22 protein-coding genes are annotated in these 24,480 nt (G+C 49.3%); 11 read left to right on the top strand and 11 right to left on the bottom strand.

All coding sequences use genetic code 11. The features are described from left to right. Positions 1 to 156 precede the first annotated feature (156 nt). Positions 157 to 2,121 (top strand): transcription termination factor Rho, encoded by a 1,965-nt coding sequence (gene rho / locus PREMU_RS08140; protein WP_007574463.1) that lies wholly within the window; start codon positions 157 to 159, stop codon positions 2,119 to 2,121. Here the strand turns inward: rho and PREMU_RS08135 are convergent. Genes PREMU_RS08135 through PREMU_RS08115 form a run of 5 tightly spaced genes read right to left on the bottom strand, consistent with a single transcriptional unit; the run spans position 2,118 to position 7,686 of the window. After that, positions 2,118 to 4,325, bottom strand: a complete 2,208-nt coding sequence (locus tag PREMU_RS08135) for a tetratricopeptide repeat protein (RefSeq protein ID WP_007574462.1) — start codon at positions 4,323 to 4,325, stop codon at positions 2,118 to 2,120. The genes rho and PREMU_RS08135 overlap by 4 nt on opposite strands. 6 nt (positions 4,326 to 4,331) lie before the next feature. After that, positions 4,332 to 5,276: an ABC transporter substrate-binding protein gene (locus PREMU_RS08130; RefSeq protein WP_007574460.1), complete on the bottom strand. Its 945-nt coding sequence runs from the start codon at positions 5,274 to 5,276 to the stop codon at positions 4,332 to 4,334. Continuing rightward, on the bottom strand, positions 5,266 to 5,919 hold the full coding sequence (queC, locus tag PREMU_RS08125) for a 7-cyano-7-deazaguanine synthase QueC (RefSeq protein WP_007574458.1): 654 nt from the start codon (positions 5,917 to 5,919) through the stop codon (positions 5,266 to 5,268). The genes PREMU_RS08130 and queC overlap by 11 nt, the downstream gene beginning before the upstream one ends. A 24-nt stretch (positions 5,920 to 5,943) precedes the next feature. Continuing rightward, positions 5,944 to 7,353 carry a DNA repair protein RadA gene (radA, locus tag PREMU_RS08120; protein ID WP_007574456.1) on the bottom strand — a complete coding sequence of 470 codons (1,410 nt, stop codon included), beginning with the start codon at positions 7,351 to 7,353 and terminating at the stop codon, positions 5,944 to 5,946. Positions 7,354 to 7,362: 9 nt separating this feature from the next. After that, entirely contained in the window at positions 7,363 to 7,686 is a 324-nt protein-coding gene (locus tag PREMU_RS08115; RefSeq protein WP_156803985.1) for a hypothetical protein, read from the bottom strand. Between the two features lie 183 nt (positions 7,687 to 7,869). On the opposite strand from PREMU_RS08115, the gene lepA reads away from it, so the two are divergent. Next, positions 7,870 to 9,651 carry a translation elongation factor 4 gene (gene lepA, locus PREMU_RS08110; RefSeq protein ID WP_007574452.1) on the top strand — a complete coding sequence of 594 codons (1,782 nt, stop codon included), beginning with the start codon at positions 7,870 to 7,872 and terminating at the stop codon, positions 9,649 to 9,651. A 41-nt stretch (positions 9,652 to 9,692) separates the two neighbouring features. Continuing rightward, positions 9,693 to 10,283: a Crp/Fnr family transcriptional regulator gene (locus tag PREMU_RS08105; RefSeq protein ID WP_007574451.1), complete on the top strand. Its 591-nt coding sequence runs from the start codon at positions 9,693 to 9,695 to the stop codon at positions 10,281 to 10,283. 244 nt (positions 10,284 to 10,527) lie between these two features. On the opposite strand, the gene PREMU_RS08100 is transcribed toward PREMU_RS08105, so the two are convergent. From PREMU_RS08100 to lon, 5 genes are read right to left on the bottom strand one after another with little or no spacing between them, the layout of a single operon-like run. Further along, positions 10,528 to 11,961: a C69 family dipeptidase gene (locus tag PREMU_RS08100; protein ID WP_007574450.1), complete on the bottom strand. Its 1,434-nt coding sequence runs from the start codon at positions 11,959 to 11,961 to the stop codon at positions 10,528 to 10,530. A gap of 25 nt (positions 11,962 to 11,986) precedes the next feature. Further along, the gene (locus tag PREMU_RS08095; RefSeq protein WP_007574449.1) at positions 11,987 to 13,645 is read right to left on the bottom strand and encodes a DEAD/DEAH box helicase; all 1,659 of its coding nucleotides are present in this window, start codon (positions 13,643 to 13,645) and stop codon (positions 11,987 to 11,989) included. A gap of 58 nt (positions 13,646 to 13,703) precedes the next feature. Beyond that, a complete protein-coding gene (locus tag PREMU_RS08090; protein ID WP_007574448.1) occupies positions 13,704 to 14,987 on the bottom strand; it encodes an LptF/LptG family permease in 1,284 nt (427 codons plus the stop codon). A 13-nt stretch (positions 14,988 to 15,000) separates the two neighbouring features. Further along, on the bottom strand, positions 15,001 to 16,128 hold the full coding sequence (gene tgt, locus PREMU_RS08085) for a tRNA guanosine(34) transglycosylase Tgt (RefSeq protein ID WP_007574447.1): 1,128 nt from the start codon (positions 16,126 to 16,128) through the stop codon (positions 15,001 to 15,003). 34 nt (positions 16,129 to 16,162) lie between these two features. Next, complete coding sequence (gene lon / locus PREMU_RS08080; RefSeq protein ID WP_007574446.1) at positions 16,163 to 18,628, bottom strand: endopeptidase La; 2,466 nt, start codon at positions 18,626 to 18,628, stop codon at positions 16,163 to 16,165. A gap of 71 nt (positions 18,629 to 18,699) precedes the next feature. On the opposite strand from lon, the gene PREMU_RS08075 reads away from it, so the two are divergent. Then, positions 18,700 to 19,398 carry a tRNA1(Val) (adenine(37)-N6)-methyltransferase gene (locus PREMU_RS08075; protein ID WP_007574444.1) on the top strand — a complete coding sequence of 233 codons (699 nt, stop codon included), beginning with the start codon at positions 18,700 to 18,702 and terminating at the stop codon, positions 19,396 to 19,398. Positions 19,399 to 19,537: 139 nt separating this feature from the next. Here PREMU_RS08075 and PREMU_RS08070 read toward each other — a convergent pair whose 3' ends face one another. Next, positions 19,538 to 20,050 (bottom strand): HD domain-containing protein, encoded by a 513-nt coding sequence (locus tag PREMU_RS08070; RefSeq protein ID WP_040558796.1) that lies wholly within the window; start codon positions 20,048 to 20,050, stop codon positions 19,538 to 19,540. A gap of 136 nt (positions 20,051 to 20,186) precedes the next feature. On the opposite strand from PREMU_RS08070, the gene PREMU_RS08065 reads away from it, so the two are divergent. From PREMU_RS08065 to PREMU_RS14560, 7 genes are all read left to right on the top strand, one after another. Continuing rightward, a complete protein-coding gene (locus tag PREMU_RS08065) occupies positions 20,187 to 21,125 on the top strand; it encodes a cation diffusion facilitator family transporter (protein ID WP_007574441.1) in 939 nt (312 codons plus the stop codon). Between the two features lie 81 nt (positions 21,126 to 21,206). After that, entirely contained in the window at positions 21,207 to 22,073 is an 867-nt protein-coding gene (map, locus tag PREMU_RS08060; RefSeq protein WP_007574440.1) for a type I methionyl aminopeptidase, read from the top strand. A gap of 65 nt (positions 22,074 to 22,138) precedes the next feature. Beyond that, positions 22,139 to 23,164, top strand: coding sequence for a tRNA (adenosine(37)-N6)-threonylcarbamoyltransferase complex transferase subunit TsaD (gene tsaD / locus PREMU_RS08055; protein ID WP_007574439.1), 1,026 nt, complete (start codon positions 22,139 to 22,141; stop codon positions 23,162 to 23,164). Between the two features lie 21 nt (positions 23,165 to 23,185). Beyond that, positions 23,186 to 23,683 (top strand): CinA family protein, encoded by a 498-nt coding sequence (locus PREMU_RS08050; RefSeq protein WP_007574438.1) that lies wholly within the window; start codon positions 23,186 to 23,188, stop codon positions 23,681 to 23,683. A gap of 117 nt (positions 23,684 to 23,800) precedes the next feature. Further along, positions 23,801 to 24,064: a 50S ribosomal protein L28 gene (gene rpmB, locus PREMU_RS08045; protein WP_007574437.1), complete on the top strand. Its 264-nt coding sequence runs from the start codon at positions 23,801 to 23,803 to the stop codon at positions 24,062 to 24,064. A 5-nt stretch (positions 24,065 to 24,069) separates the two neighbouring features. Next, positions 24,070 to 24,258, top strand: coding sequence for a 50S ribosomal protein L33 (rpmG, locus tag PREMU_RS08040; protein ID WP_004340645.1), 189 nt, complete (start codon positions 24,070 to 24,072; stop codon positions 24,256 to 24,258). Between the two features lie 36 nt (positions 24,259 to 24,294). After that, positions 24,295 to 24,450 carry a DUF4295 domain-containing protein gene (locus PREMU_RS14560; RefSeq protein ID WP_007574436.1) on the top strand — a complete coding sequence of 52 codons (156 nt, stop codon included), beginning with the start codon at positions 24,295 to 24,297 and terminating at the stop codon, positions 24,448 to 24,450. The last annotated feature ends 30 nt before the right edge of the window (positions 24,451 to 24,480 follow it).

Raw genomic sequence — 24,480 nt, 5'->3', positions numbered from 1 at the left:
AAAATAGTGCTGGCAATAGAAAAAAAGAGCATGAAAATAGTGGAATAATGTTTTTTCTGATTACCTTTGCAGACACTAATAGGATTATTGAGGATGTTTCTACTTCCGTGGAAGCATTTGATCTTATTTTGAAAAATCATATTTCATATATCATATATGTATAATAAAGACGAATTATCTGTCAAAAACAGAGAGGAGTTGTCAGGCATCGCTCAGGGTCTTGAGCTTAATCCCGATGCCTTTGGCTCTACAGAAGAACTGGTCTATGCCATTCTGGACAGGCAGGCAGAGATGGAAGGAAGCAAGAATCCTCTTGACGACAACCGCCGCAAGCACAACCGTACGGTCTCACAGAGTCCGCGGACAGCCAAAGACATGCTGTTTCCGAGTGATGGTACCGATCCCGCAAAGTTGCTGTCTGACCTTGAAGCGCAGCTGAAGGCGCAGCCCAGGCACAGAGGACCTAAAACAAAGAAGGAGCGTGGGCTGATGGCACAGATTGACATGCTTAAACGGCAGATAGCCGCTAACAATGTTTCCGCCTCAACGCAGTCATCATTAAAGACGGTTGACGCGAATCGCTCTGATGAGCTTTCTTTGAATCATCCAGCTGTCTCCACTACTGACAAGGCTGTTGACGCTGACATGGCGACTCAGTTGAAAGCCAAAGTAAAGGCCCACAATGAGCAGGTGAAAGCTGTCAATGAGCAAATGAAAGAGAGACTGGACAAGGACAATGAACGGACGCCTCATGACGTGGCAGAGAATGGTCATGGGCATCAGCAGGAAGCCAATGTTGATGGTGTGTGGGACGGTGACCCAGGTGATGGCACCGACTTCATTACGGTTGTCGACTTGCCGGTTGAAGATCAGGGTGTTACTCCCAATTATGATATGTTTGACCAACCCACTACAGGTCCTTCGTTTGTGCAGCAACCGCAAGCCGCACCGCAAATGACGTGGGTGAATGAGCCTGTTGAAGAGCAGGAAAGCTATGATTTTGCCGACATCATTTCCGCAAACGGCGTGCTTGAAGTCATGCCGGACGGATATGGGTTCCTGCGTTCGAGTGACTATAACTATCTGTCTTCTCCCGATGATGTTTATGTGCCTAATAATCTGGTGCGCCGTTTCGGCTTGAAGACAGGTGATGTCATAGAGGCGCGTGTGCGCCCGCCACATGAGGGTGAGAAGTTCTTCCCCTTGACAACCATTGTTTCTATCAATGGCCGTCATCCTGAAGAGGTACGCGACCGTGTGCCTTTTGAGAACCTTACGCCGTTGTTCCCCGATGAGAAGTTTAATCTTACAGGGAATCCCTCGACGACGAATCTCTCTACCCGGATCGTCGATCTTTTTGCTCCTATCGGAAAGGGTCAGCGTGCGCTGATTGTGGCACAGCCAAAGACTGGTAAGACAATCTTGATGAAAAACATCGCTAACGCCATCGCTGCCAACCACCCCGAGGCTTACTTGATGATGCTGCTCATTGATGAGCGTCCTGAGGAGGTGACTGATATGGCCCGTACTGTCAATGCCGAGGTGATAGCTTCTACGTTTGATGAGCCTGCCGAACGTCACGTCAAGATAGCCGGCATTGTGCTTGAGAAGGCCAAGCGAATGGTGGAATGCGGCCACGATGTCGTCATCTTCCTTGATTCTATTACGCGTCTTGCCCGTGCATACAACACGGTCTCTCCAGCTTCAGGAAAGGTGCTTACCGGCGGTGTGGATGCCAATGCGCTACAGAAGCCTAAGCGATTCTTTGGTGCTGCAAGAAATATTGAAGGCGGCGGTTCATTGACTATTGTTGCTACAGCGCTGATTGATACGGGTTCGAAGATGGACGAAGTCATCTTTGAGGAGTTCAAGGGAACGGGTAACATGGAGCTGCAACTCGACCGTACTATCTCTAACAAACGTATCTTCCCAGCTGTCAATCTTGTGGCATCAAGTACCCGTCGTGATGATCTTCTTCAGGATAAGACTACGCTTGACCGTATGTGGATTCTTAGAAAGTACATTGCTGACATGAATCCACTGGAGGCTATGAACACCATTCACGACCGTATGGAGCATACACGCAATAACATTGAGTTTCTCGCCTCGATGAACAGTTAACTCATTCCCGCCATGATGTCGCGGTCTATTGCCGCGATACCATAGCGGTCGAGCAGGGAAGCGTCTTCTCTGAACTTCAAGGCAAGTGTCGGATTCGGAAGTTGCTTCCGTGTTTCTTTATCGATGGATGATAGAGCGACATAGTCTTTAAAAAGTTGGGCAGCCTCTTCTCCTTTGCCTAAGACCCAAGCACAGTAGCCTGCATTCAAATGGTCGGCAGCGACATGATCAGCTTTTAGGATGCTATCGTAGAGTTTTTCAGCCTTCTCCGGCTCTTTCATGCAAAGCAATCCCCAGGCCAACACCCGTTTTACATCAAGGTCGTCTTGGCGTTTATAATACAGCTCATATAATATTCTGACACCTTCACGAGCCTCATTATTGTTGATCAAGGCAATGGCGTCGTTGAGCGTATATTGTTCTTTGTCAGGATATAGGGCGGATAATTGCTGGTAGAGCTCTGCTGCCTTGGCGTAGTGTGCACAGTGGAGACTTGCGATAGCATACCCTTTGAGCGCTGCGGTGGAGTCGCTCTCAATGGCATAGGCTTTAGCATAGATCGCCTCAGCCCTATTATATGATCCTTCTTTTAAGGCGATTCGGCCGGCAAGAAGAAGGTCGGTTGGGGAGTCTTCGCGGTAATAACAGTTTAGCATGGCCTTTGCTTCAGCAAACTTCTTACGCTTCAGCAGAAAGCCAATGATGCGTAGGGCCTCATCGTGCATAGTAGAGTGATAGATATTTCTGTCTAAAAAGAGATGATGATCTTTGGCCTCAAACGGATTGGCAAAAGCAGAGCGGCTATCGTTGATCCGGAAGAATCGGTAGAGATCTTGTAGGAACTGGCGTCGGAAAAATGCAGGGGTGTTAATGACTTCATCGGCTCCAGGCGCCTGCATCGTAGCCCCATTGCCAATCATTTCCTTAATACTATCGGGCAGTTGCGTATAAATGGAAGACATCGCAAGTGAGAAACTGTACTTGTCTGAATCGCAGAACGGCATATTTTTCAGCAAGCTTTCCATAAACTGCGTGCGTTTTATTTCCGGTGAGAGATGCTCTAAACCAGGATGATTAATGTAGTACGGAGTGAACCAATTTGACAGGGTATAGAAGAAACCGAAGCGTTTCATCTTTGAGAATCCACCGAAATAGATGTCTGCACCGCGTTTCTGCATGTCTATCATCTTACGCATGCTCTCTTCCATCTCTTCTATTTTACGGTCGCTGTCATCCCCATGGAGGATCTCGTCCATTGTATTCTCTTCCTTCTCACGGATGCCAAGGCGTGTGATTTCAATGTTTTGGTTCTTGATTATATTTGGCATGACATCCTTTTGTATCGTTTCCGAGTCCTCATCAGCCGCCATACAGAGGATAACCTGCATCTGCAGCTCTGCCAACTCATCGCGGAGGCCTTTTCTTGACATCAGTTGGTCCACTTCGTTCTTCGTCTCTGGAAATAGCCTGAAGTCGCCGTTGTCGATGGCAAGAGCCCATCCGATGAGCGCTCTCTGCTTTAATTTCTCGTCGGTTGCTTCTTGATATACTTTTAAAAGCATTGATACTTTGGCTGGATCGGGCTCTAATAGTGAAGCCATCATCACGGCTGCGCAAAGCGTGAGCGCATCGATGATGTCAATAGTAGGGGAGAGAATGAGATTGGCAAAATCGTTGGTGTGCTCGTTGCTCCATTGTCCGGACAACAAGATGCGATTGAAAGTTTTCGCGATAACAGCCTGACGGCGCTCGTAGAGCTGCTTACTTTCTGCCGTAGCCTGTTCAGTAGGCTCAAGCGTAAGTATGGCCATATCGGAAACGAAGGCTTCAAGTGTGCCGCGAAGGCTGTCTGTATCTATTGTCGAGGTATCGGCGGGAGAAGAGAATGTGGCTAATGACGGGTCATACTTAAGTCGGACATGAAGTCGCAGATCGGCGAGCACGCGATAGAGTCGCCGTTGTAATTGTCGGTAAAGATTGGCGCGTTGGTTGTCCTGGTAACCACGGAGCATGTAGTCGCTCATCAGTCTGTAGCTGTCGCTGATACTCTCCACCTCATCGTCGGACGGTTGAGAATATTCGACGAAAAGTCGCACAACTCCTTGCAGCACGGTTCCGAGGGGTGTACCGTCAGACAATTCTTCTTGCAGTGAGGAGATACTTTTCGTAAAGTCTTTCCAGTTGTGGGAATCGAGTTTTGTCATAGGTCCTTAATATCTTTTCGCCACGTTGATGTCGCGTTGTCTTGGCGGGTTGACATGATTGAACTTGAGTTTGGGCAATGCTTTGATAGTCTTTTCGTCAGCATTGGTGTATTTCATGATGATGGCAGCGTAATGTCCGAATCCGTAATAGTTAATGGAATCAACTGCCATATTGTAGACCTTGGTAAACGCTTTCAGCTGTTTCTGCCGCCGTTTATCCTTTAATGCGCTCTCTCTAAAAGCAATGACTCCAAAGCGAATGTTCTTGTCGCGGCTGTCCATGAGCATGGGATTATTGTAGATCCTGGCTGTTGTGGCCTGTGGTTCAGTGAACAATGCCGCATCCATCTCATTATTTATCATCATCTTGATACGCGTACGAGGATCATTGATTTGAATCTTGAAGACATCGTATTGAGGCTTGGCACTATCAATGGCATAATCGGCAAGATAATTGGTCGCCGAGTATCTCGTCATGGCAATCATTTTGTCAGACAGCTGTTTAAGCTCCTTGATACGTGAGATATGGTTGGTGTATAGCTGCCAGTAGGCATTGGTGGCAGTGAGATATCTCAATGCGATGCCTTCCTCTTTCAGTCGTTCCGTGCGTATAAGATCGCTGACGATACCTTCCACATACTTGCCCCGAATGAGTGTGTCACAGTCTATTTGACCATTGCGTTGTTTGAGATGGACGTCTACCCCGTTGTGTTCAAATAGACTGTCTTCTACTCCAATGAACAATGGAAGGCAGTCTAAAGTGGGGACTGTTGCTATTTTCAGGGCCAGACTGTCTTTTCGTAGGGTCTCTGCAAGCGTCTTCTTTTCCTCCTGTTTCTGCTCTTGGTAGCTCTTGTTGCAAGCGACAAAAAGCGACAAAAGTACCACGACGCATATAATGAAAGTTAGGGAAGAAGTGGCAGTGAAGCGTAATTGAGTTTTATTCTTCATATTCAGTTGTGTCTACAATTCCTGCTTTGTGGAGCGCGTCCTTGCGTTCACGACAAGTACCGCACTTTCCACAGTGTCTTTCTCCACCTTTATAGCAGCTCCATGTCTCGCTATAGTCTATGCCAAGAGCCTTGCCATGACGTGCAATATCGGCTTTGGTGATATGGGTGTAGGGTGCCCATATCTCGACATTCTCATAGGTACCGGCTGTGGTGGCAGCTGACATGGCCTTGACAAACTCCGGACGACAGTCAGGGTAGATGGCGTGATCGCCACCGTGGTTGGCCATCATGACATACTTCAGATGATTTGATTCCGCAATGCCGACAGCTATTGAGAGCATGATACCGTTGCGGAAAGGTACCACGGTTGACTTCATGTTCTCGTCATCATAGTTGCCTTCAGGAATAGCGTCTGCACCCTCGAGAAGGCTTGACTTAAGGTATTGTGGCATGAAAGCGAGATCTATAGTGATGTATGGAATGCCTAACCGTTTACAATGCATTTCGGCGAAAGGGATCTCCCTTTGGTTATGATTGCTGCCGTAATTGAACGATACGCCTAAGGCGATACGGTCTTTATATTCATAAAGCATAGTGATGGAGTCCATTCCTCCGCTCACAATGATAATGCTGTCCTTCATATCTCTTTGAAAATTAATACATGTTTATGAGTTGAATAAATCCCTGAGCGCTTCTTCTACTTTCTTTACAGGGTGGATCTGGATGGCGTACTTGTGTGGGTTGATACCTTTGAGATTGTAAGCCGGTAAGATGATATGGTTGAAGCCGAGCTTCTCTGCTTCAGCTATCCGCTGCTCTACTCTGCTCACGGGTCTTACCTCTCCGCTCAGTCCTACTTCCCCGCACATGCACCATCCACTCTCAATTGGCGTATCGACATTGCTTGACAGTACGGCGGCAATGACACTGAGATCCATCGCCATATCCGTAACCCGCATGCCTCCCGCAATGTTGAGAAACACGTCTTTTTGTATCAGCTTGAATCCTACGCGCTTCTCAAGGACGGCGAGAAGCATGTTCAGACGCCTCTGGTCGAAGCCGGTAGCTGAACGTTGTGGTGTGCCATAAGCTGCTGTAGATACAAGTGCCTGGGTCTCAACAAGGAACGGCCGCATACCTTCTATAGTAGAGCTGATGGCAACTCCCGACAGTCCCTCATGGTCTTCGGTGAGAAGCAGCTCCGATGGATTGGAGACAGCACGCAGTCCGTTGTGGCGCATCTCGTAGATGCCGAGCTCAGAGGTGCTGCCAAAGCGGTTCTTGATGCTTCTCAAGATGCGGTAGACATAATGCTGGTCGCCCTCAAACTGAATCACCGTATCGACGATATGCTCCAGAATTTTTGGCCCTGCAAGCGTGCCCTCCTTATTGATATGTCCGATAAGCAGTACGGGGACGCCGCTGCTTTTAGCAAACCGAAGCAGCGAGGCAGCGCATTCCCTGACTTGCGAAATGCTTCCTGGGGAGGAGTCAACCTGCTCGGTAGAGATCGTCTGAATGGAGTCGATGACCAACAAGTTCGGGTGCAGTTGCTGGATGCCAGCGTAAATTCTCTCCAGTGAAGTCTCGCAAAGGATGAAAACATTATCGCGTACTTCTTTCTGTATTCTCTCGGCTCTCATCTTGATTTGGTGCGCGCTCTCCTCACCACTGACATAAAGAATGGACATGTTTTCCATTCCAAGTATTGTTTGTAACGTGAGCGTGGATTTGCCTATTCCTGGCTCACCACCTAACAGAACGATGCTCCCCGGTACAATACCGCCTCCAAGCACCCTGTTAAACTCTTCGTCACGTGTATCTATTCTTGGCGCATCCTGCAACGGAATCTCCTTCAGCCTCAATGGACTGTTGTCCTTATGGGGCATCATCACTTTTTCACCGCCTTGCCTTATCGATGCAGCCGTGTTTTTGGCATTCAATGAGCCATAGTCGGCAGCAACCTTTATCTCTTTGAAGCTGTCCCATTCTCCGCAGGAAGGACAGCGTCCAAGCCATTTTGCTGATTCGTATCCGCAATTGCTGCAGACGAACATGGTCTTATCCTTTGGCATTGATTCGGATTATTTATAATCTTTCTGTTTGAAGGTTTTGTCAATCATCACATTCCCATTCTTCTGTGAACGATAAACGTAGCGGAAGTTATAGCCAGCCTGCTTATAGTCCTTCATGCTGGTGTTTTCCTTGAGACTTCCTATGATAGTGGCAAGAATCTGTTTTTCCCCTTTCTCAATGACGGCCGGATCATCTATCTTTCCTGTCAGCGTATAATAGTAGCTGAACGTGTGCGTGCCGCGATCAAAGGTGATGCTGTCAGTGCGTTGAAAGTCTTCCACCGGCGTTGGACAATAGCGCTCCGTATAATCAGATGCCGTCTTTGCGGCCATATCCTCTAATGTCGCGCGGTGACAAGCTGTTAAAAAAAACGTCATCAAAGTAAGAAACAATAATTTTTTATGCCTCATCTTGCATTCTTTTCTTTTTAGCGCAAAGTTAAGAAAAATATATATTTTTAAGTCATACTTGTCCCGTCTTTTTAGTAACTTTGCGTCAAAGAATTGTAAATCCGAATGGAAAACATCCGAAATTTCTGCATCATAGCTCATATTGATCATGGCAAGTCAACGCTTGCCGACCGTATGCTTGAGTACACCAAAACCATCAAGATTACTGAGAACCAGATGCTTGACGACATGGACCTTGAGCGTGAACGGGGCATTACCATTAAAAGTCATGCCATACAGATGGAGTATTCGCTTGATGGGAAGAAATATATCCTCAACCTGATTGACACTCCGGGGCACGTTGACTTCAGCTATGAGGTCTCAAGGAGCATTGCTGCCTGTGAAGGGGCATTGCTTGTCGTTGATGCTACCCAAGGTGTGCAGGCGCAAACCATTTCTAATCTTTACATGGCCATTGACCATGACTTGGAGATCATTCCGGTGATCAATAAGATTGATATGCCCAATGCGATGCCCGAAGAGGTGGAAGATGAAATATTGGATCTCATTGGCTGTGATCCAGAGGACATCATCAGGGCGAGTGGCAAGACGGGTGAGGGTGTACCCGATATTCTGAAAGCTGTTGTGGAACGTATTCCGGCTCCTAAAGGCGACCCTGAGAAACCCTTGCAGATGCTCATATTCGATTCTATTTTCAATTCTTTCCGGGGTATTATTGTTCTTGGAAAGGTTGTCAATGGCGTGGTTCGGCAGGGCGACGAGGTGAAGTTTGTGCAGACAGGCATGGAGTACACGGCTGATGAGGTTGGTGTATTGAAAATGGATTTAGAGCCTCGGAAGACGCTCTCAACGGGCGAGGTCGGCTATATCATATCGGGTATCAAGAATGCCACCGAAGTGAAAGTCGGCGATACAATCACTCATGTGGACCAGCCTTGCGATAAGGCCATAGAGGGATTCCAGGAGGTGAAGCCCATGGTGTTTGCAGGTGTATATCCTATTGACCCCACTGAATATGAGAATTTGCGCAGTTCCCTTGAGAAATTGCAGCTCAATGACGCCAGTCTGACCTTTATGCCGGAATCATCACAGGCACTCGGTTTTGGCTTCAGGTGTGGATTCCTCGGCCTCCTTCACATGGAGATCGTGCAGGAGCGTCTCGACCGCGAGTTTAATATGGAGGTCATCACCACTGTTCCTAATGTATCGTATCTGGTTTACACCAAGCAGGGTGAGGAACTGGAGGTGCACAATCCGAGCGGACTTCCTGATCCGACAGAGATAGACCACATAGACGAGCCGTATATCAAGGCGAGCATCATCACGTCGGCCGACTATATCGGACCAATCATCAAGCTTTGTCTTGACAAGCGCGGTGAACTTCTTGACCAACAGTATATTTCCGGCAATCGTGTGGAGTTACACTTCATGTTGCCCTTGGGAGAGATCGTGATTGACTTCTACGATAAGCTCAAGTCTATCTCGAAAGGTTATGCTTCTTTTGATTACCACATAGACAGCTACCGGCCTTCTAAGCTCATCAAGCTTGACATTCTGCTCAATGGAGAACCGGTAGACGCGCTCTCGACACTGACCCATCAGGATAACGCTGTGACCTTGGGCCGTAATATGTGTGAGAAACTTAAGGAGCTCATACCCCGTCAGCAATTTGACATTGCCATTCAGGCTGCCATTGGCGCGAAGATCGTGGCTCGCGAGACGGTGAAACAAGTGCGCAAGGATGTCCTTGCCAAGTGCTATGGCGGTGATGTGAGCCGAAAGCGGAAGCTCTTAGAGAAGCAGAAGAAAGGGAAAAAGAGGATGAAACAGATTGGTAACGTGCAGGTGCCACAAAAGGCATTCCTCGCCGTACTCAAGTTGGATTAATCGTGTTCAACCAGATAACCTAAATATTGATTTATTGAGAAATGAAAGAATTACAGAGCACTACACGTGATATTGCTCGTGAGTTAGCGCGAAAGTACAGTACGATGACGCACGAGGAGCTTGACACATTGGAGAGCATCCTTGTGCCCAGGAAAGTCTCGAAAGGAGAGACGATTCTTAAAGAAGGAGATGTTTGTGACAGCATTTATTATATGGACAAGGGCCTTGTCCGTCAGTTCTATTTCAAAAATGACAAGGAGCTGACCGAGCACATCGGCGCCGATGGTGAGATTTTTATGTGCATAGAGAGCCTTTTTAAAGAGGAACCGACGAAGCTTCAGGTAGAGGCATTGGAGCCGTGTTCACTCTATCTTATCCCTAAGCACCGTTTGGAGCAGGTGGCATTGCATAATGTCAATATCCAGATCCTTTATCGGAAGATTTTGGAGGAAAGCTTGATCATCTCACAAATTCATGCGGATCTTTTGCGCTTCGAGACTGCCCAGAACCGTTATCTGCGTCTCTGCAAAATGAATCCGCAGGTCATCTTGCGGGCGCCACTTGTGTATATTGCAAGTTATCTTCAGATGACTCCGGAGACATTGAGTCGTGTGAGGGCAGCGACGCTCTGATAGCCTCAGCTTCGTTGGCTGCTGCTATGAGGGGAATCAGGCCTTTGTGATCGATACGCCGTAATTACCGTTTATAATCGTGCGACAGCTGTTTAACAATCGTCAAGCAACTGTCGCACAATCGTCAAACAGCTGCTTGACGATTGTTAAACAGCTGTCGAACGATGACATAACGCTATAAAGCGTTTTGTGTCTTACTTAGGATGTCTCAAGCCGACGTCCAGCCCATCTCTTTTTGCCATCTTTAAGCTCCGTGGAACATATAGTTCTTCATCGTGTCTTCTGTCAGGTGGGTGAAGAGTTCCAGTGTGAGCTCATCGGCAACTTCCAGTGCACGATTGAGCAGTTTGTCGCTAAATGCCTGGAGCTTGTCTTGTGCCTCCATGGGTCTTTTCTTGTAGATGGCGAGATAATCTGTCTCAAATTCTTTCTGTCTCAGGTCGTTTTCGGCCTCGAGTTTTGCATAGGTCTCTTTTACCAGTGGGGCGTAAGCATTGTAGTTGGTCATGGCAAGAGTCATTACCTTACGGAATTTCCAGTAGGCCGATTCGTCAGAACAGTAGTTGTCGCCAATCTGATAGGCTTCCGGAAAGCTCTTAATGCCTTGGTAGACAGGCAGGAACACGCCAAGATCTGCCATTCCGTTGGCCACATAAGTAATGTGTCCGATGGCATCCGGAAGCCAGGGACGTACCTGCAGAAGGTGCGTTTGCGTCGTGCGGAAAATGGACACAGGGCGCCAGGGCTCATGGCCGTTGTTGTGCAAGTACGGGTCGTGGTCGGTACCATCGTAGTGGAATCGGAAAGCATTGCGCAGTTCCTTGATACCTATCAAACCGCTGTCAGGCTTGGCGTAAACAGGGAAATCGTTCACGTTCACGTCCTGAACCATAGAAGGTGTGAAGAGCTTTTGCAGTCCCCATACACGTGTATAATTGTAGGTGTGGTCCGCAATGTCGTCTTTTGAGTATGCCTGATGGAAATCGAACTTGCCTTCCTTTGGATTCCAAAGGCCATGCTTCTCTGCAAAGGTAAGTAAGTCTTTGTCGGCAAGGAAGTTCTCCTTGTCCTCCGGCTCATATTCACGGAAACGGCTTTGGTTACCGGTCACGAAATACTTGTCGTCAGGAATACGGCATGCAAGCCAGTGATGTCCGCATGCGTTTTCAAGGTACCAGGTCTCCTTGTTGTCGATAAAGCCAATGCCAAATCCCTCGGCAGAGCCATACTTTTCAATCATGGCTCCAAGCCGTTCCACACCTTCACGGGCAGTGTGAATGTACGGCAGCACCGTGTTATACGTGCAGTTTTCCGCCAGGCCGTTGGCTACATAAGGGTCGTGAGCGAGTGCTTCGGGACTGCTGAAGATGGTTTCTGTTGAGCTCTCTCCAACGCCGGCGGTATTGAATCCCGCACTTCCCCACTCATGGTGAAACTGATAGTCGGGCAGTGCGGTGTAGCCCAAGCGTTTTTTAGGCAGTGGACATTTGAAGGCACTGTCGTCAGCAACGAACTCTTCCGGACCGTTGTCGGTCTCGTCAAAGACAAGCCAGTTCTTGCAGCGCATGGCATCGAAATCTTCACTGCGGGCGTAGATACGTGAACCGTCACCTGTCAGTTTTCCACCTACAACGATAGTGGTGCACGCTGACAAACTGCTTTTTCTTTTCTTTTCCATTGTATTTCTTATTTAAATTCTCTGGCTATTTTTTACCAATATTCATGATCCACCGAATCGGGTGCTTAATGAAGCCCTTCAGGCCACGCTCATTAAGGTTGGGCTGCACCACACCTTTCTTTTTGCTTTGTTGAGGCTTTTCGCTTTGTTTATTCTGTCCTTGTAGCTTTTGCTGATTCCGTTTTGTCTGCTGTCCACGTTGCTTGTCGGCATATTTGTGACGCCCGCGCTGCTTCTGGCCTTCAGCAGAGGGCTGTGCCTGCTGCTGTGCGTGCTGCCGTTCTTGCTTTTGTCCTCTCCCGCGCTGGCGTTTCTCCTGCTTGGGTTGCTCTTGCCGCTGCTTGTCTTGCGTTTCCTTTGAAGGGCTGTCTTGAGCGTCTTGTCCCTTCTTTGACGGTCCTTTTGGAGTGCTTTTTCGGCTTTCGGTCCCGGGCTTTCGGTCACCACGCTGTCTCGAATCTTTATGTGCGTTGTTGTCGCGGTCCTTTCTGCGGCGGCTTTTGGCAGAGGTTTTACCAGGACGTTTCGATGTAGTGTAATCGGGTCCTTCCCCACAACCCTCGGGTAATGGGTTCTTTTGAATGTCCTTATCCAGGAATTTCTCAATTTGGTGGAATGCGAACATGTCGTCCTCATTGACGAAAGTGATGGCGACACCATCCCTGTCGGCACGTGCTGTACGCCCGATACGGTGGACATAGTCCTCGGCATCGTGGGGCACATCATAGTTGATGATCATAGCTATGTCATCAATGTCTATGCCGCGGGCTACAATATCGGTAGCCACAAGTACGTCAATCTGTCCGCTCTTGAACTTAAACATGATGTCGTCGCGCTCAGCCTGCTCCAGGTCAGAGTGCATCTCACCACTGTTGATCTTCATTTTGAGCAGTGCCTGATTGATTTGTTTGACTTTCATCTTGCTCCCTGAGAAGATGATGACACGTTTCAGATCGCCGGCCTTGAAGATGTCCTGGATGATCTGCAGCTTCTGTGTCTCATAGCAGATATATGCACTCTGCTGAATCTTTTCGGCGGGCTTGCTCACGGCGAGCTTCACTTCGATAGGATTTTTCAGCAAGCTTTGCGCCAGTTTCTCAATGTCTTTAGGCATCGTTGCGGAGAACATGATGGTCTGACACTCCTTGGGAAGCTTTGATGCAATCTTGAGAATGTCGTCGGAAAAGCCCATATCGAGCATGCGGTCAGCTTCGTCAAGAACAAAGAAGCTGACCTTTGACAGGTTGATATTCCCCATAGAGATGTGGGAAATCAGTCTTCCAGGTGTGGCGATGATGACATCGGCGCCGAGTCTCATGCTCTTCATCTCCTGGTCATAGCGGTTGCCGTCGTTGCCGCCATAGACGGCGACACTGGACACATCGGGCAGGTAATAGGCAAATCCCTGCATGGCCTGGTCGATCTGTTGCGCCAGTTCCCGAGTTGGTGACATGACGATACAGTTGACGGCATCTTTCGGATAGCCTCCGTCGTCAAGCCTGGAGAGAATGGGTAGCAGATATGCAGCCGTTTTTCCGGTGCCGGTTTGGGCAACGCCAAGCACATCGCGACCTTCGAGTATGGGGGGTATACACTTTTCCTGAACGGGGGTGCAATCCTCGAAATGCATGTCGTAAAGAGCATCGAGGATGTTGTCGTTAAGATTTAATTCTTCAAATTTCATGTTTTCTTTTTCTTTAGATGGTGGCTATTTATAGCCTGACGGGGGTGGGGGAGTGATATTAATTAGGCGCCTTCAAATAACAGAAGAAGGCAATCACCGCAAAGACAATGTTTGGCATCCAGGCTGCAAGCATTGGTGGAAAGCCTGCATTGATGGCGAATGTCGCAGAAATAGTCTGAAACATGATGTACGTAAACGATAGTGCCAAGCCGATACCGAGGTACACTCCCATACCACCTTTCCGCTTTCTGGCCGAGAGAGACGCACCGATGATGGTGAGAATGAACGAGGCAAACGACGCCGCGATGCGTTTGTAATACTCTACCTGGTATTGCACTACGTTGCTCGAGCCTCGGTTGATCTGCTTGGAAATGTAGTCTTTCAACTCAGGCGATGTGAAGGTTTCCTGCTGTCCTTTGGAGTAGACCAGGTCTGTTGGTTCCATTTGGATGATGGAATCTTTCTCTGAGCCCGTGGTAATGTGCTCACGTAAACCTTTCAATTGGCGTAATTTCCAGTTGGAAAGCTTCCAATGGTACTTACTGTCGGAGATAGTGTCGTATTGCACATCGGTAGCGGTGAGGTGGGAGATGAGCTTCTTTTCCTGAAACTTGTCAAGACAAAAACCATAGCCGTGCTTCATGTTGTTGTCGTAGTGCTGGATGTAGGCAATCACTCCCGGTGCTACTTGCAGCTGAACGTTCTCGGCGGCTGTGTTTTTCTTCTTGTTCTTGTACATCGACTCAAAGTTCTGTCGGATGACAGTACCGTGTGGGATGACGTAGGCAGAAAGATAGTAAGACAGCGCCGAGAGGAATACGCATGACAGCATGTACGGCCTGAGCAGGCGTCTGAACGAGATGCCGGCCGACAGCATGGCGATGATTTCAGAGTTGCCGGCCAACTTCGTGGTGAAGAAGATGACGGCAATAAAGACGAAGAGCGCGCTGAAAAGATTGGCGAAATAGGGGACGAAGTTGGCGTAGTAGTCGAAGACAATAGCTCTTAAGGGTGCGTGATACTGCGTGAATTTCGCCAGGTTCTCATTGACATCAAAGACGATGGAGATAGAGATGATCAGGGCAATCGAGAAGAAATAGGTCCCGATGAACTTTCTGATGATGTACCAGTCAATCTTCTTGACGTAGCGGAAGGGATTGATGTATTTGAGTACCCTAAGGAATCGCAGCCTCCTACTTATCCATTTACAGACGTGTTGCAGCAGGCGTGTGTGCCGGACTATCCAGCCAAAGAAGCGGTGCAGCCACTTGGGGTGCCTGTCCAGCCATCTTCCGGCCTTGTATAACCGACGGTGTTTCCTTATCTTGCTATAGCTCTTCATACTCCATGCTTACTTATCGTCTCTGTCCCAACTGCCCGACGATGCTGTTTTTCCACTGTACAAAGTCACCTGCGAGGATGTGCTGCCTTGCGTCGGTGACGAGCCGGAGGTAGAAAGCAAGGTTATGGATACTTGCAATCTGCATGGCAAGCAGCTCCTGTGCCTTGAAGAGGTGGTGCAGATAGGCTTTGGTCGTTACGCGGTCTGTCTCGCATCCGTTAGGATCCAAGGGAGAAAAGTCCATCTCCCATTTCTTGTTGCGCATGTTCATCGTGCCCTCATAGGTGAAGAGCATGGCATTGCGGCCATTGCGTGTGGGCATCACACAGTCGAACATATCCACTCCTCGCTCGATGCCTTCAAGGATATTCTGTGGCGTGCCCACACCCATGAGATAGCGTGGCTTGTCCTTAGGCAGGATCCCGTTGACTACCTCAATCATCTCATACATCACTTCGGTGGGCTCTCCGACAGCCAGTCCGCCGATGGCATTGCCTTCTGCGCCTTTGTCTGCGACATACTTTGCGGCCTCCTGCCTGAGGTCTTTATAAGTGCATCCCTGCACGATAGGGAAGAGACTCTGGTGGTATCCGTAGAGCGGTTCTGTCTCATTGAAACGGTTAATGCACCGGTCAAGCCATCGCTGTGTCATGGCGAGACTCTTTTTGGCATACGCATAATCACTGAGTCCTGGTGGGCACTCGTCAAGCGCCATCATAATATCGGCCCCGATAATGCGCTCTGTATCCATGACGTTCTCAGGGGTAAAGATATGCTTTGAACCGTCAATATGTGAGCGGAACTCACAGCCTTCCTCCGTGAGTTTGCGGATACCTGAAAGCGAGAACACCTGAAAGCCACCGCTGTCGGTAAGGATGGGACGCTCCCAGCCGTTGAATTCATGCAGTCCGCCGGCCGCACGCAGCACCTCAAGTCCTGGCCGAAGATAAAGGTGATAGGTGTTGCCAAGAATGATCTGCGCCTTTACCTGCTGGCGCAGCTCACTGAAATGGACAGCCTTCACGGCACCAGCTGTACCCACGGGCATAAAGATGGGGGTCTCTATCTTGCCATGGCCGGTGGTGATGACACCTGCGCGGGCATCAGAGGCTTTATCTGTATATTGGAGTTGAAAATCCATTTGTCTTCATGAGGACACTGGGTCCGATTCCACATTATTTATCTTTCTTCTCTTCTTCACGTATGGTGAGGTCGACGGCATCGGTCACTTTCTCATCTGTTAACGCGAAATCCCACACATCCTGCACGTTCTCGACATAGTGGAAATCCACACCGTTGAGATACTTCTGCGGTATCTCCTCGATGTCCTTCTGATTGTCCTTGCAGATGACGATGTCAGTGATGCCGGCTCTTTTGGCCGCGAGAATCTTCTCCCTGATGCCTCCCACGGGCAGCACTTTGCCGCGCAGGGTGATCTCTCCTGTCATAGCGGTATGGGCTCTCACCTTGCGTTGTGTCAGGGCAGAGGCTATTGAGGTGGCGATGGTGATGCCGGCAGAGGGCCCGTCCTTGGGTGTGGCCCCCTCAGGCACGTGGATATGGATGTTCCAGTTGTCGAACACGCGGTAGTCGACCCCTAACTTGTCGCAATGAGCCTTGACGTATTGCAGGGCGATGATGGCGCTCTCCTTCATCACGTCACCGAGATTTCCGGTCAACGTGAGCTTGCCGCCCTTGCCTTTGGAGAGAGATGTCTCGATGAAGAGGATCTCTCCGCCTACAGAGGTCCATGCCAGTCCGGTGACCACTCCAGCGTAGTTGTTGCCCTGGTAGATGTCGCGGCTGAACGGCGGCTTACCTAACAGGCCCTCAATATCGTTGGGCGCTATGGGCTTTTCAGGCAGCGACTTTCCCAAGGCCTTTTGGAGAGCTATCTTGCGGAGGGCTTTGTCAATATCCTTCTCCAGTTGTCTCACACCGCTTTCACGCGTGTACGACTCAATGATCTTCTCCAAGGCCGGCTTAGAGAACTTGATTTTTGGAGTCTCTTTGTCCAGTCCGGTATTCTTCAGTTCTCTGGGCACGAGGTGTCGTTTGGCTATCTCGATCTTCTCTTCAGTGACATATCCCGGTACCTCGATAAGCTCCATGCGGTCGAGCAAAGGCCGGGGTATGGTGCTGATGTCATTAGCTGTGGCGATGAAGAACACCTTCGAGAGATCGTAGTCCACGTCGAGATAGTTGTCGTGGAAGGTACTGTTCTGTTCCGGATCAAGCACTTCGAGCAGCGCCGACGATGGGTCCCCGTTGTAGTTGTTGGCTGATACCTTGTCGATTTCATCGAGGATGAACACGGGATTCGACGATCCGGCCTTCTGAATGCTCTTGACGATTCGTCCGGGCATGGCTCCTACGTAGGTTCTACGGTGTCCTCGTATCTCGCTCTCATCGTGCAGTCCGCCGAGCGACATGCGCACATATTTGCGCTTCATGGCAGCGGCAATACTTTTCCCCAATGAGGTTTTTCCAACCCCCGGCGGGCCGTAAAGACAGAGGATAGGCGACTTCAGATCGCCGCGGAGCTGCAAAACGGCGAGATACTCTAATATGCGCTCCTTCACCTTCTCCATGCCATAATGGTTGCGGTCGAGGATGGTTTGGGCGCGTTTAAGGTCGAGGTCGTCTGCCGTGCAATAGTTCCAGGGCAGCGAAACCAACATGTCGAGATAGTTGACCTGTACGCTGTATTCCGGACTCTGCGGGTTGAAGGTGTCCAGACGCTCCAGCTCTTTCTTGAAGACCTTAGCCACGGCGTCGGGCCAATCCTTGTCTTTGGCTTTGGCTTCGAGTGAGGCTTTGGCTGCCGACTCAGTATTATCTCCGAGCTCTTCCTTGATATTCTTCATCTGCTGATGCAGGAAGTATTCTTTCTGCTGTTCGTCGAGGTCAACACGTGTCTTGTTTTTGATGTCGCCTTTGAGCTGTTCGAACTGTATCTCGCGGCTTTCCACCTTGAGCAACTCAAGGCCGCGATCACGCATGTCGTCAATGCTGATGAGCTTGACCTTGTCTTCTAAGGGAATAGGAAGGTTGGTACAGGCAAAGTTGACCAGCATCACGTTATTGGTGATGTTGATAAACGACATGATGCTGTCATCGGGGATCTCATCGTTGAGCCGTATCAGGTCTTGTGTAGAAGAGCGGATATTGTCGACGATGGAGTTGAACTCCTTATCGTTTTTTGCAGGTACCTTTTCTGGGATGGGCACTACATGTCCTTTCAGATAATTGCGATGCGAGGAGATTTTTTCCAGCTTACATCTGCTTGTGGCCTGAAAAATAGCTGTGACGGCATTGGACGAAGGCATCTCAATGATGCGCACCAAGTGGGCCATGACGCCCACTTCGTGGAGCTCATCCTTATGGATGGGATCGTCGTTGTTGGGGTCTTTCTGGCAGAAGATGGCGCACGTCCGCTTCTCTGGGTCTTTCTCCAGATATCTTGCCAGGCTGATGCTTGTGGTTCTGCCTAACAACACGGGGGCTATGATGCCCGGAAGCACCACCATGTTTCGTGTGGGCAGGATGGGGCAGTCACATTCTTTGCCTTCCTTGAAGATACTGGCAATATCGCCTTCATAGTCGGCGATCATCTGTATGGTTGGATTTCCTTTTGGCATGATAAATGCATATAAAGCAGTGCAAAGTTACGAAGAATATAATAAATTTGAGCAATTGTCGTTGGAAAAGTATGGATAATGCATTCCGCTTCAAGCATTTTACTGTCTCTCATGACCGCTGTGCGATGAAAGTAGGCACTGACGGCGTGCTTCTTGGCGCATGGGCGCGCGGTGGTCACCATATTCTCGACATAGGTGCAGGCACCGGTCTGGTGGCTCTTATGATGGCCCAGCGGTTTCCACAGGCTGTCGTTGACGCAGTGGAAATGGATAATGAGGCCGCAGAACAGGCTAAAGAGAACGCAGCGCGCTCACCTTTTGAAGGGCGCGTGCGTGTCTATGGGGCTGCGCTTCAGCTTTTTTCCCCATTGGAGCCTTACAATGCCATTGTGACCAATCCGCCTTTCTTTGCGCATAGTTTATCCTCACCCGACAGGGGACGACGCATGGCACGGCAGGCTGACAGCCTTCCCTTCGCAGATATTTTCTCTTTTTCGGCAACCCACTTGTTGCCCGACGGCGAATTGTCGGCTATCATTCCGACAGATTTTCTCGCTGAGTTTTCTCAGGAGGCTTATCTCCGTGGCATGTTTCTGGCCCGTCAATACGATGTCAAAACAGTTGCCCGCAAGCCGGCCAGGCGATGCCTTGTGGCTTTCTCACCTTCGCGTCCGCAGGAGCTTGACCGTCGCGAGGTCATGCTTCAAGAGGCTGATGGCACTCGCTCGATGTGGTATCAGAGGCTTACCGAAGATTTCTACCTTTGGTGATCTTGCCGTATACGCATCGCCTTTACACTGTATACGCATCGCCTTTACACTGTATACGCATCGCCTTTACACTGTATACGCATTGCCTTTACACTGTAGACGCGTTGCCTTTACGGCGTAGACGGAAGATGACCTTTGCCTATTTTCTTAACTCCTTGTAAATCAACTGGCAGAGCTTCTTACCGGATTCAGTCTTGAAAACATGGCTCATAGCATGGTCAATGCCATTTTGGGAAATGCCGTCCTCGTAGAAGTTGACAAGAAAATCAGCTTCTACAAGTATCTGATAATCAATACCATCAATGTTTGAATAAGTGTGATGATGCCCCACAAGATAGCAAACGCGTTCAATGTCGGGTGCACTGAACCCCATACGAGTCAGCAACTCGCGTGCAGGTTCAGGGCCGAGCTCCTCCTGATACTTCCCGTTTGAGCTGCCATATTTGGCTTCGGCCGCATGAATGCCGATGTCGTGGACCACGGCGGCCATCTCGGTGATGAGTTGTGTGTGGTTGTCGACATGCTCCATCTTGGCGATGAGCTGGGCGAAACGGTGCACTTTCAGGAAGTGCTGGATGCGCATGGCATCACCCTTGTCAAACTCGATCATGGCAAGGGTGAGGCGGTCAATTTGTACGGTTATTGCGTCCATGTTGGTACTCTCTTTTCTGAAGTGATATGACATAGATTAAATGTTGGGGCAAAAGTACTTCTTTTTTGCAGATTCAATGCTTTTTTTGTGCAAAAAATATGTAAGTTTGCGGCCTGTTGTGAAAATAGTTTGAGCTATGGCAGATAAAGAAGAATTAACGCGTCAACATGCTATATATAAGGTGACCATTGGCGGCAGCGCAGTCAATGTCTTCCTTCTGATCTTCAAGTTTATAGCTGGTATTCTTGGCGGTTCATCGGCTATGATTGCCGATGCCGTCCATTCTCTGAGCGATTTTCTGACCGACATCGCCGTATTGGTGTTTGTCAGGCTGAGCAATAAGCCTCAAGACAAGGACCATGACTTTGGGCATGGCAAATACGAGACGCTGGCCACGGCTCTCATCGGGATAGCCCTGCTGTTGGTGGGCACCATGATCTGTGTCAGTGGACTGGAGAAAATCCGGTTGGTCATTCACGGTACGGTGCTCCCCAGCCCCGGTATCATTGCTTTTGTGGCTGCCATTGTCAGCATCCTATTGAAAGAGTGGTGCTTTCAATTTACCATGAAGGTGGGCCGGCACTACAATTCGCAGGCTGTCGTGGCCAATGCCTGGCATCACCGCTCAGACGCCCTCTCGTCCATCGGCACCGCCGTGGGCATTGGTGGGGCCATTATCCTGGGAGAAAAATGGACGGTATTGGACCCGCTGACGGCCATTGCGGTGAGTGTTTTCATCATTTGGGAAGCTGTGAAGCTCATCCGTCAGTCATCGAGCGAACTTCTGGAGGCGAGCCTGCCGGATGACATTGAGCAGCAGATTGTGAATACTGCGCTTCGGGAAAAAGGCGTGAGTGAGGTACATAACCTTCGGACACGTCGTATCGGTGATCATTATGCCATTGAGATGCACATCAGAATGCCGGGGGAGATGAACCTTTACGAAGCACACAAGCACGCTACGAGGATTGAGGATGCCATTCGCCAGTTGTTCGGCTCAGCCACACATATTATTATACATTTAGAGCCTTTGAAAGTCGATGGCAGATATGTAGATCCCGATGAAGCACAATAAGCAGTTGCTTTTTTCGGGTGATTTATACCGCTTTCAGTTAAAAAGCAGTAACTTTGCATGTTGGAAAGATTATAGAAGTCTATGAATTTGAATAAGAAACGCCGTTGGCACTGTCTCTCTGGACAGGAGCCGACGGAGCTGGACAAGAAAGTGATGGCGTTCGAGTCAAAGGGTAAACTCGTGCCTACGCGTGACATGATTCGTACCCCGGAGCAGATAGAGGGCATCCGGCAGGCAGGGAAGCTCAATACGGGTTGCCTTGACGCTGTGGAGGCAATGATTGAGCCAGGAATCACTACGCAGGATATCGATGACGTGGTGATGCAGTACTGCAAGGATCACGACTGCCACCCCTCGTGTCTCAACTACGAGGGCTTCCCCAAGGCTGTGTGCACGAGCATCAACGAGGTTGTTTGCCACGGCATCCCTAAGAAGAAAGACGTGCTGGAGCCCGGCGACATTGTCAACGTGGACATGACTCTCGACTACAAAGGTTACTTCGGCGACGCCTCGCGCATGTTCATCATCGGGGGCAAAACCACTCCGGAGAAGGAGCAATTGGTCAGGGTGACGAAGGAGTGTCTCGACTTAGGTGCCGAGGCCGCTAAGCCTTGGGGCTTCCTGGGCGATATTGGTCATACCATCCAGAAGCACGCCGAGAAGTACGGTTATGGCGTGGTGCGTGATCTTTGCGGTCACGGCGTGGGGCTTGCCATGCATGAGGAGCCGGAGGTGCTGCACTATGGTCACAAAGGCACGGGCATGCTGTTGGTGCCCGGCATGACTTTTACCATCGAGCCGATGATCAACATGGGCACGTGGAAAGTGTTTATCGACGCCGATGACCCATACGGTTGGGAAGTCATTTCGGCCGACGAGCAGCCCTCTGCGCAATGGGAGCATACCTTCCTTATGACAGAGCACGGTGTGGAAATCCTGAGCTATTAGTGACAGACAGAGGTCTCTTTGTAGAAGTCAGAGGATCGGGATCAAGTAAATAGAAGTTGGAGAACGTGAGCGATATATATATATTAGGTATAGAAAGCAGTTGTGACGACACGTCGGCTGCTGTCCTGCGCAATGGTGTGCTGTTGAGCAATGTCACTGCGTCGCAGGAGGTGCATCGCGCCTATGGTGGTGTGGTGCCCGAGTTGGCCAGCCGTGCCCACCAGCAGAATGTGGTGCCGGTGGTGGATCAGGCACTCAAGCGTGCCGGCATTACAAAGGAGCAGCTGTCGGCCGTGGCTTTCACGCGCGGACCGGGATTGATGGGCTCTTTGCTCGTCGGCGTGAGCTTTGCTAAAGGCTTTGCCCGCAGTTTGGGAATACCTTTGATTGACGTGAACCATCTGCAGGGACACGTCATGGCCCATTTTATCAAGGAGAGTGACGACGACAACCACATGCCGCCACTGCCGTTTATTTGCCTTTTGGTGTCGGGTGGTAACTCGCAGATCGTGAAGGTCAATGCCTACAATGACATGGAGGTGCTTGGCCAAACCATTGACGATGCGGCAGGAGAGGCTATCGACAAGTGCTCCAAGGTTATGGGGCTGGGCTATCCAGGTGGACCTATCATCGACAAATTGGCTCGTAAAGGCAACCCTCTCGCTTATCAATTTGCTGAGCCGCACATTCCCGGATACGATTATTCATTCTCCGGATTGAAGACTTCTTTCCTCTACAATATGCGTAAGTGGGTGGCCGAGGATCCCGACTTTGTGGAGCATCATAAGGAGGATATTGCCGCGAGCCTTGAGCATACTATCGTTGATATCCTGATGAAGAAGTTGTGTCTGGCGGTAAAGGCGACAGGTATTAAGCACGTAGCGGTAGCCGGTGGTGTGTCAGCCAACAACGGTTTGCGCAATGCTTTCCGCGAGTATGCGGAGAAGTACGGTTGGACCATCTATATTCCCAAGTTCAGTTATACCACTGATAACGCGGCCATGATAGGTATCGTGGGCTATTATAAATATTTGGACAAAGACTTTTGTCCGATTGATGCGCCTGCATTCTCAAAGGTTACATTCAAATAAAGGTTACACACATTATATTATATGGAATTAGAAACTAAGGTCTTAAGCCTTCAGATACAGGAGGCTTTCTATAATAGTAAGGAGACGCTGGGGACAGCTGAGAGTTGTACGGGCGGGCGAATAGCCGAGGCCCTCATTGCCGTCCCCGGCACGTCCCAGTATTTCAAGGGCGGAATAGTGAGCTATACCAACGAAGTGAAAGAGAACCTTCTCGGAGTCTCACACGAGGTGTTGGAGGAGCAGACTGCCGTTTGTGAGGAGGTGGCAAAGGAGATGGTGATAGGAGCTTGCAAGACGCTCAACGTGGACTATGCCATTTCATCGACAGGCATTGCCGGACCAACAGGCGGCACTCCGAATATTCCTGTGGGTACTATCTGGCTGGGGTATGGCTCCAAGGATGATGTGCGTACCTTTCTGTTGACAGAGGATTATGGCCGAGACATCAATCTCGCTATCGCCACCAATAAGGCGTTGCACCTGCTGATAGACTACCTTAAAGAGAAGCACAAACAGTAAAAAAGCTTAATTGAAAATATTTTATCTCACTTTGCTTTGTGGTTTTGAAGATATTTTGTAATTTTGCACTCTGTTTGGAATAAGTAGTTAAAATCGCATCAAAAACAAAGAATAGCAATGTCTAAGATTTGTCAGATAACAGGCAAGAAGGCACAGATCGGTTGCAATGTGTCTCACTCAAAGCACCATACAAAGCGAAGCTTTGATGTCAACCTCTTCAGCAAGAAGTTCTTCTATGTAGAGGAGAACTGCTGGATCTCTCTGAAGGTCAGCGCAGCTGGTCTTCGTCTTATCAATAAAGTTGGTCTTGACGCAGCTCTTAAGCAGGCCGTTGCAAAGGGCTATTGCGACTGGAAGGACATTAAAGTAATAGGAGACTAATAACGATGGCAAAGAAAGCTAAGGGCAATAGAGTACAGGTGATTCTTGAGTGCACGGAGATGAAGAACTCTGGACTGCCTGGCACAAGCCGCTACGTGACAACAAAGAATCGTAAGAATACTCCTGAGCGTTTAGAGCTAATGAAGTACAACCCCATCTTGAAGAAGATGACGCTTCATAAGGAGATCAAGTAATCGGGAGTCAGTAATTTAAATTAATCATATTAGACTATGGCAAAGAAAGCTGTCGCTACCCTTCACGAAGGTAGCACTGATGGTCGTGCTTATTCAAAGGTCATCAAGATGGTGAAGAGCCCAAAGACTGGTGCTTACGTCTTCGACGAGCAGATGGTGCCCAATGAGGCAGTTAAGGACTTCTTCAAATAAGATTATTCTTTCCTTTTAGGATCAAATAAA

This window comes from Hallella multisaccharivorax DSM 17128 (assembly GCF_000218235.1).
GTDB lineage: Bacteria > Bacteroidota > Bacteroidia > Bacteroidales > Bacteroidaceae > Prevotella > Prevotella multisaccharivorax.
This window is presented reverse-complemented; position numbering and strand designations above follow the sequence as displayed.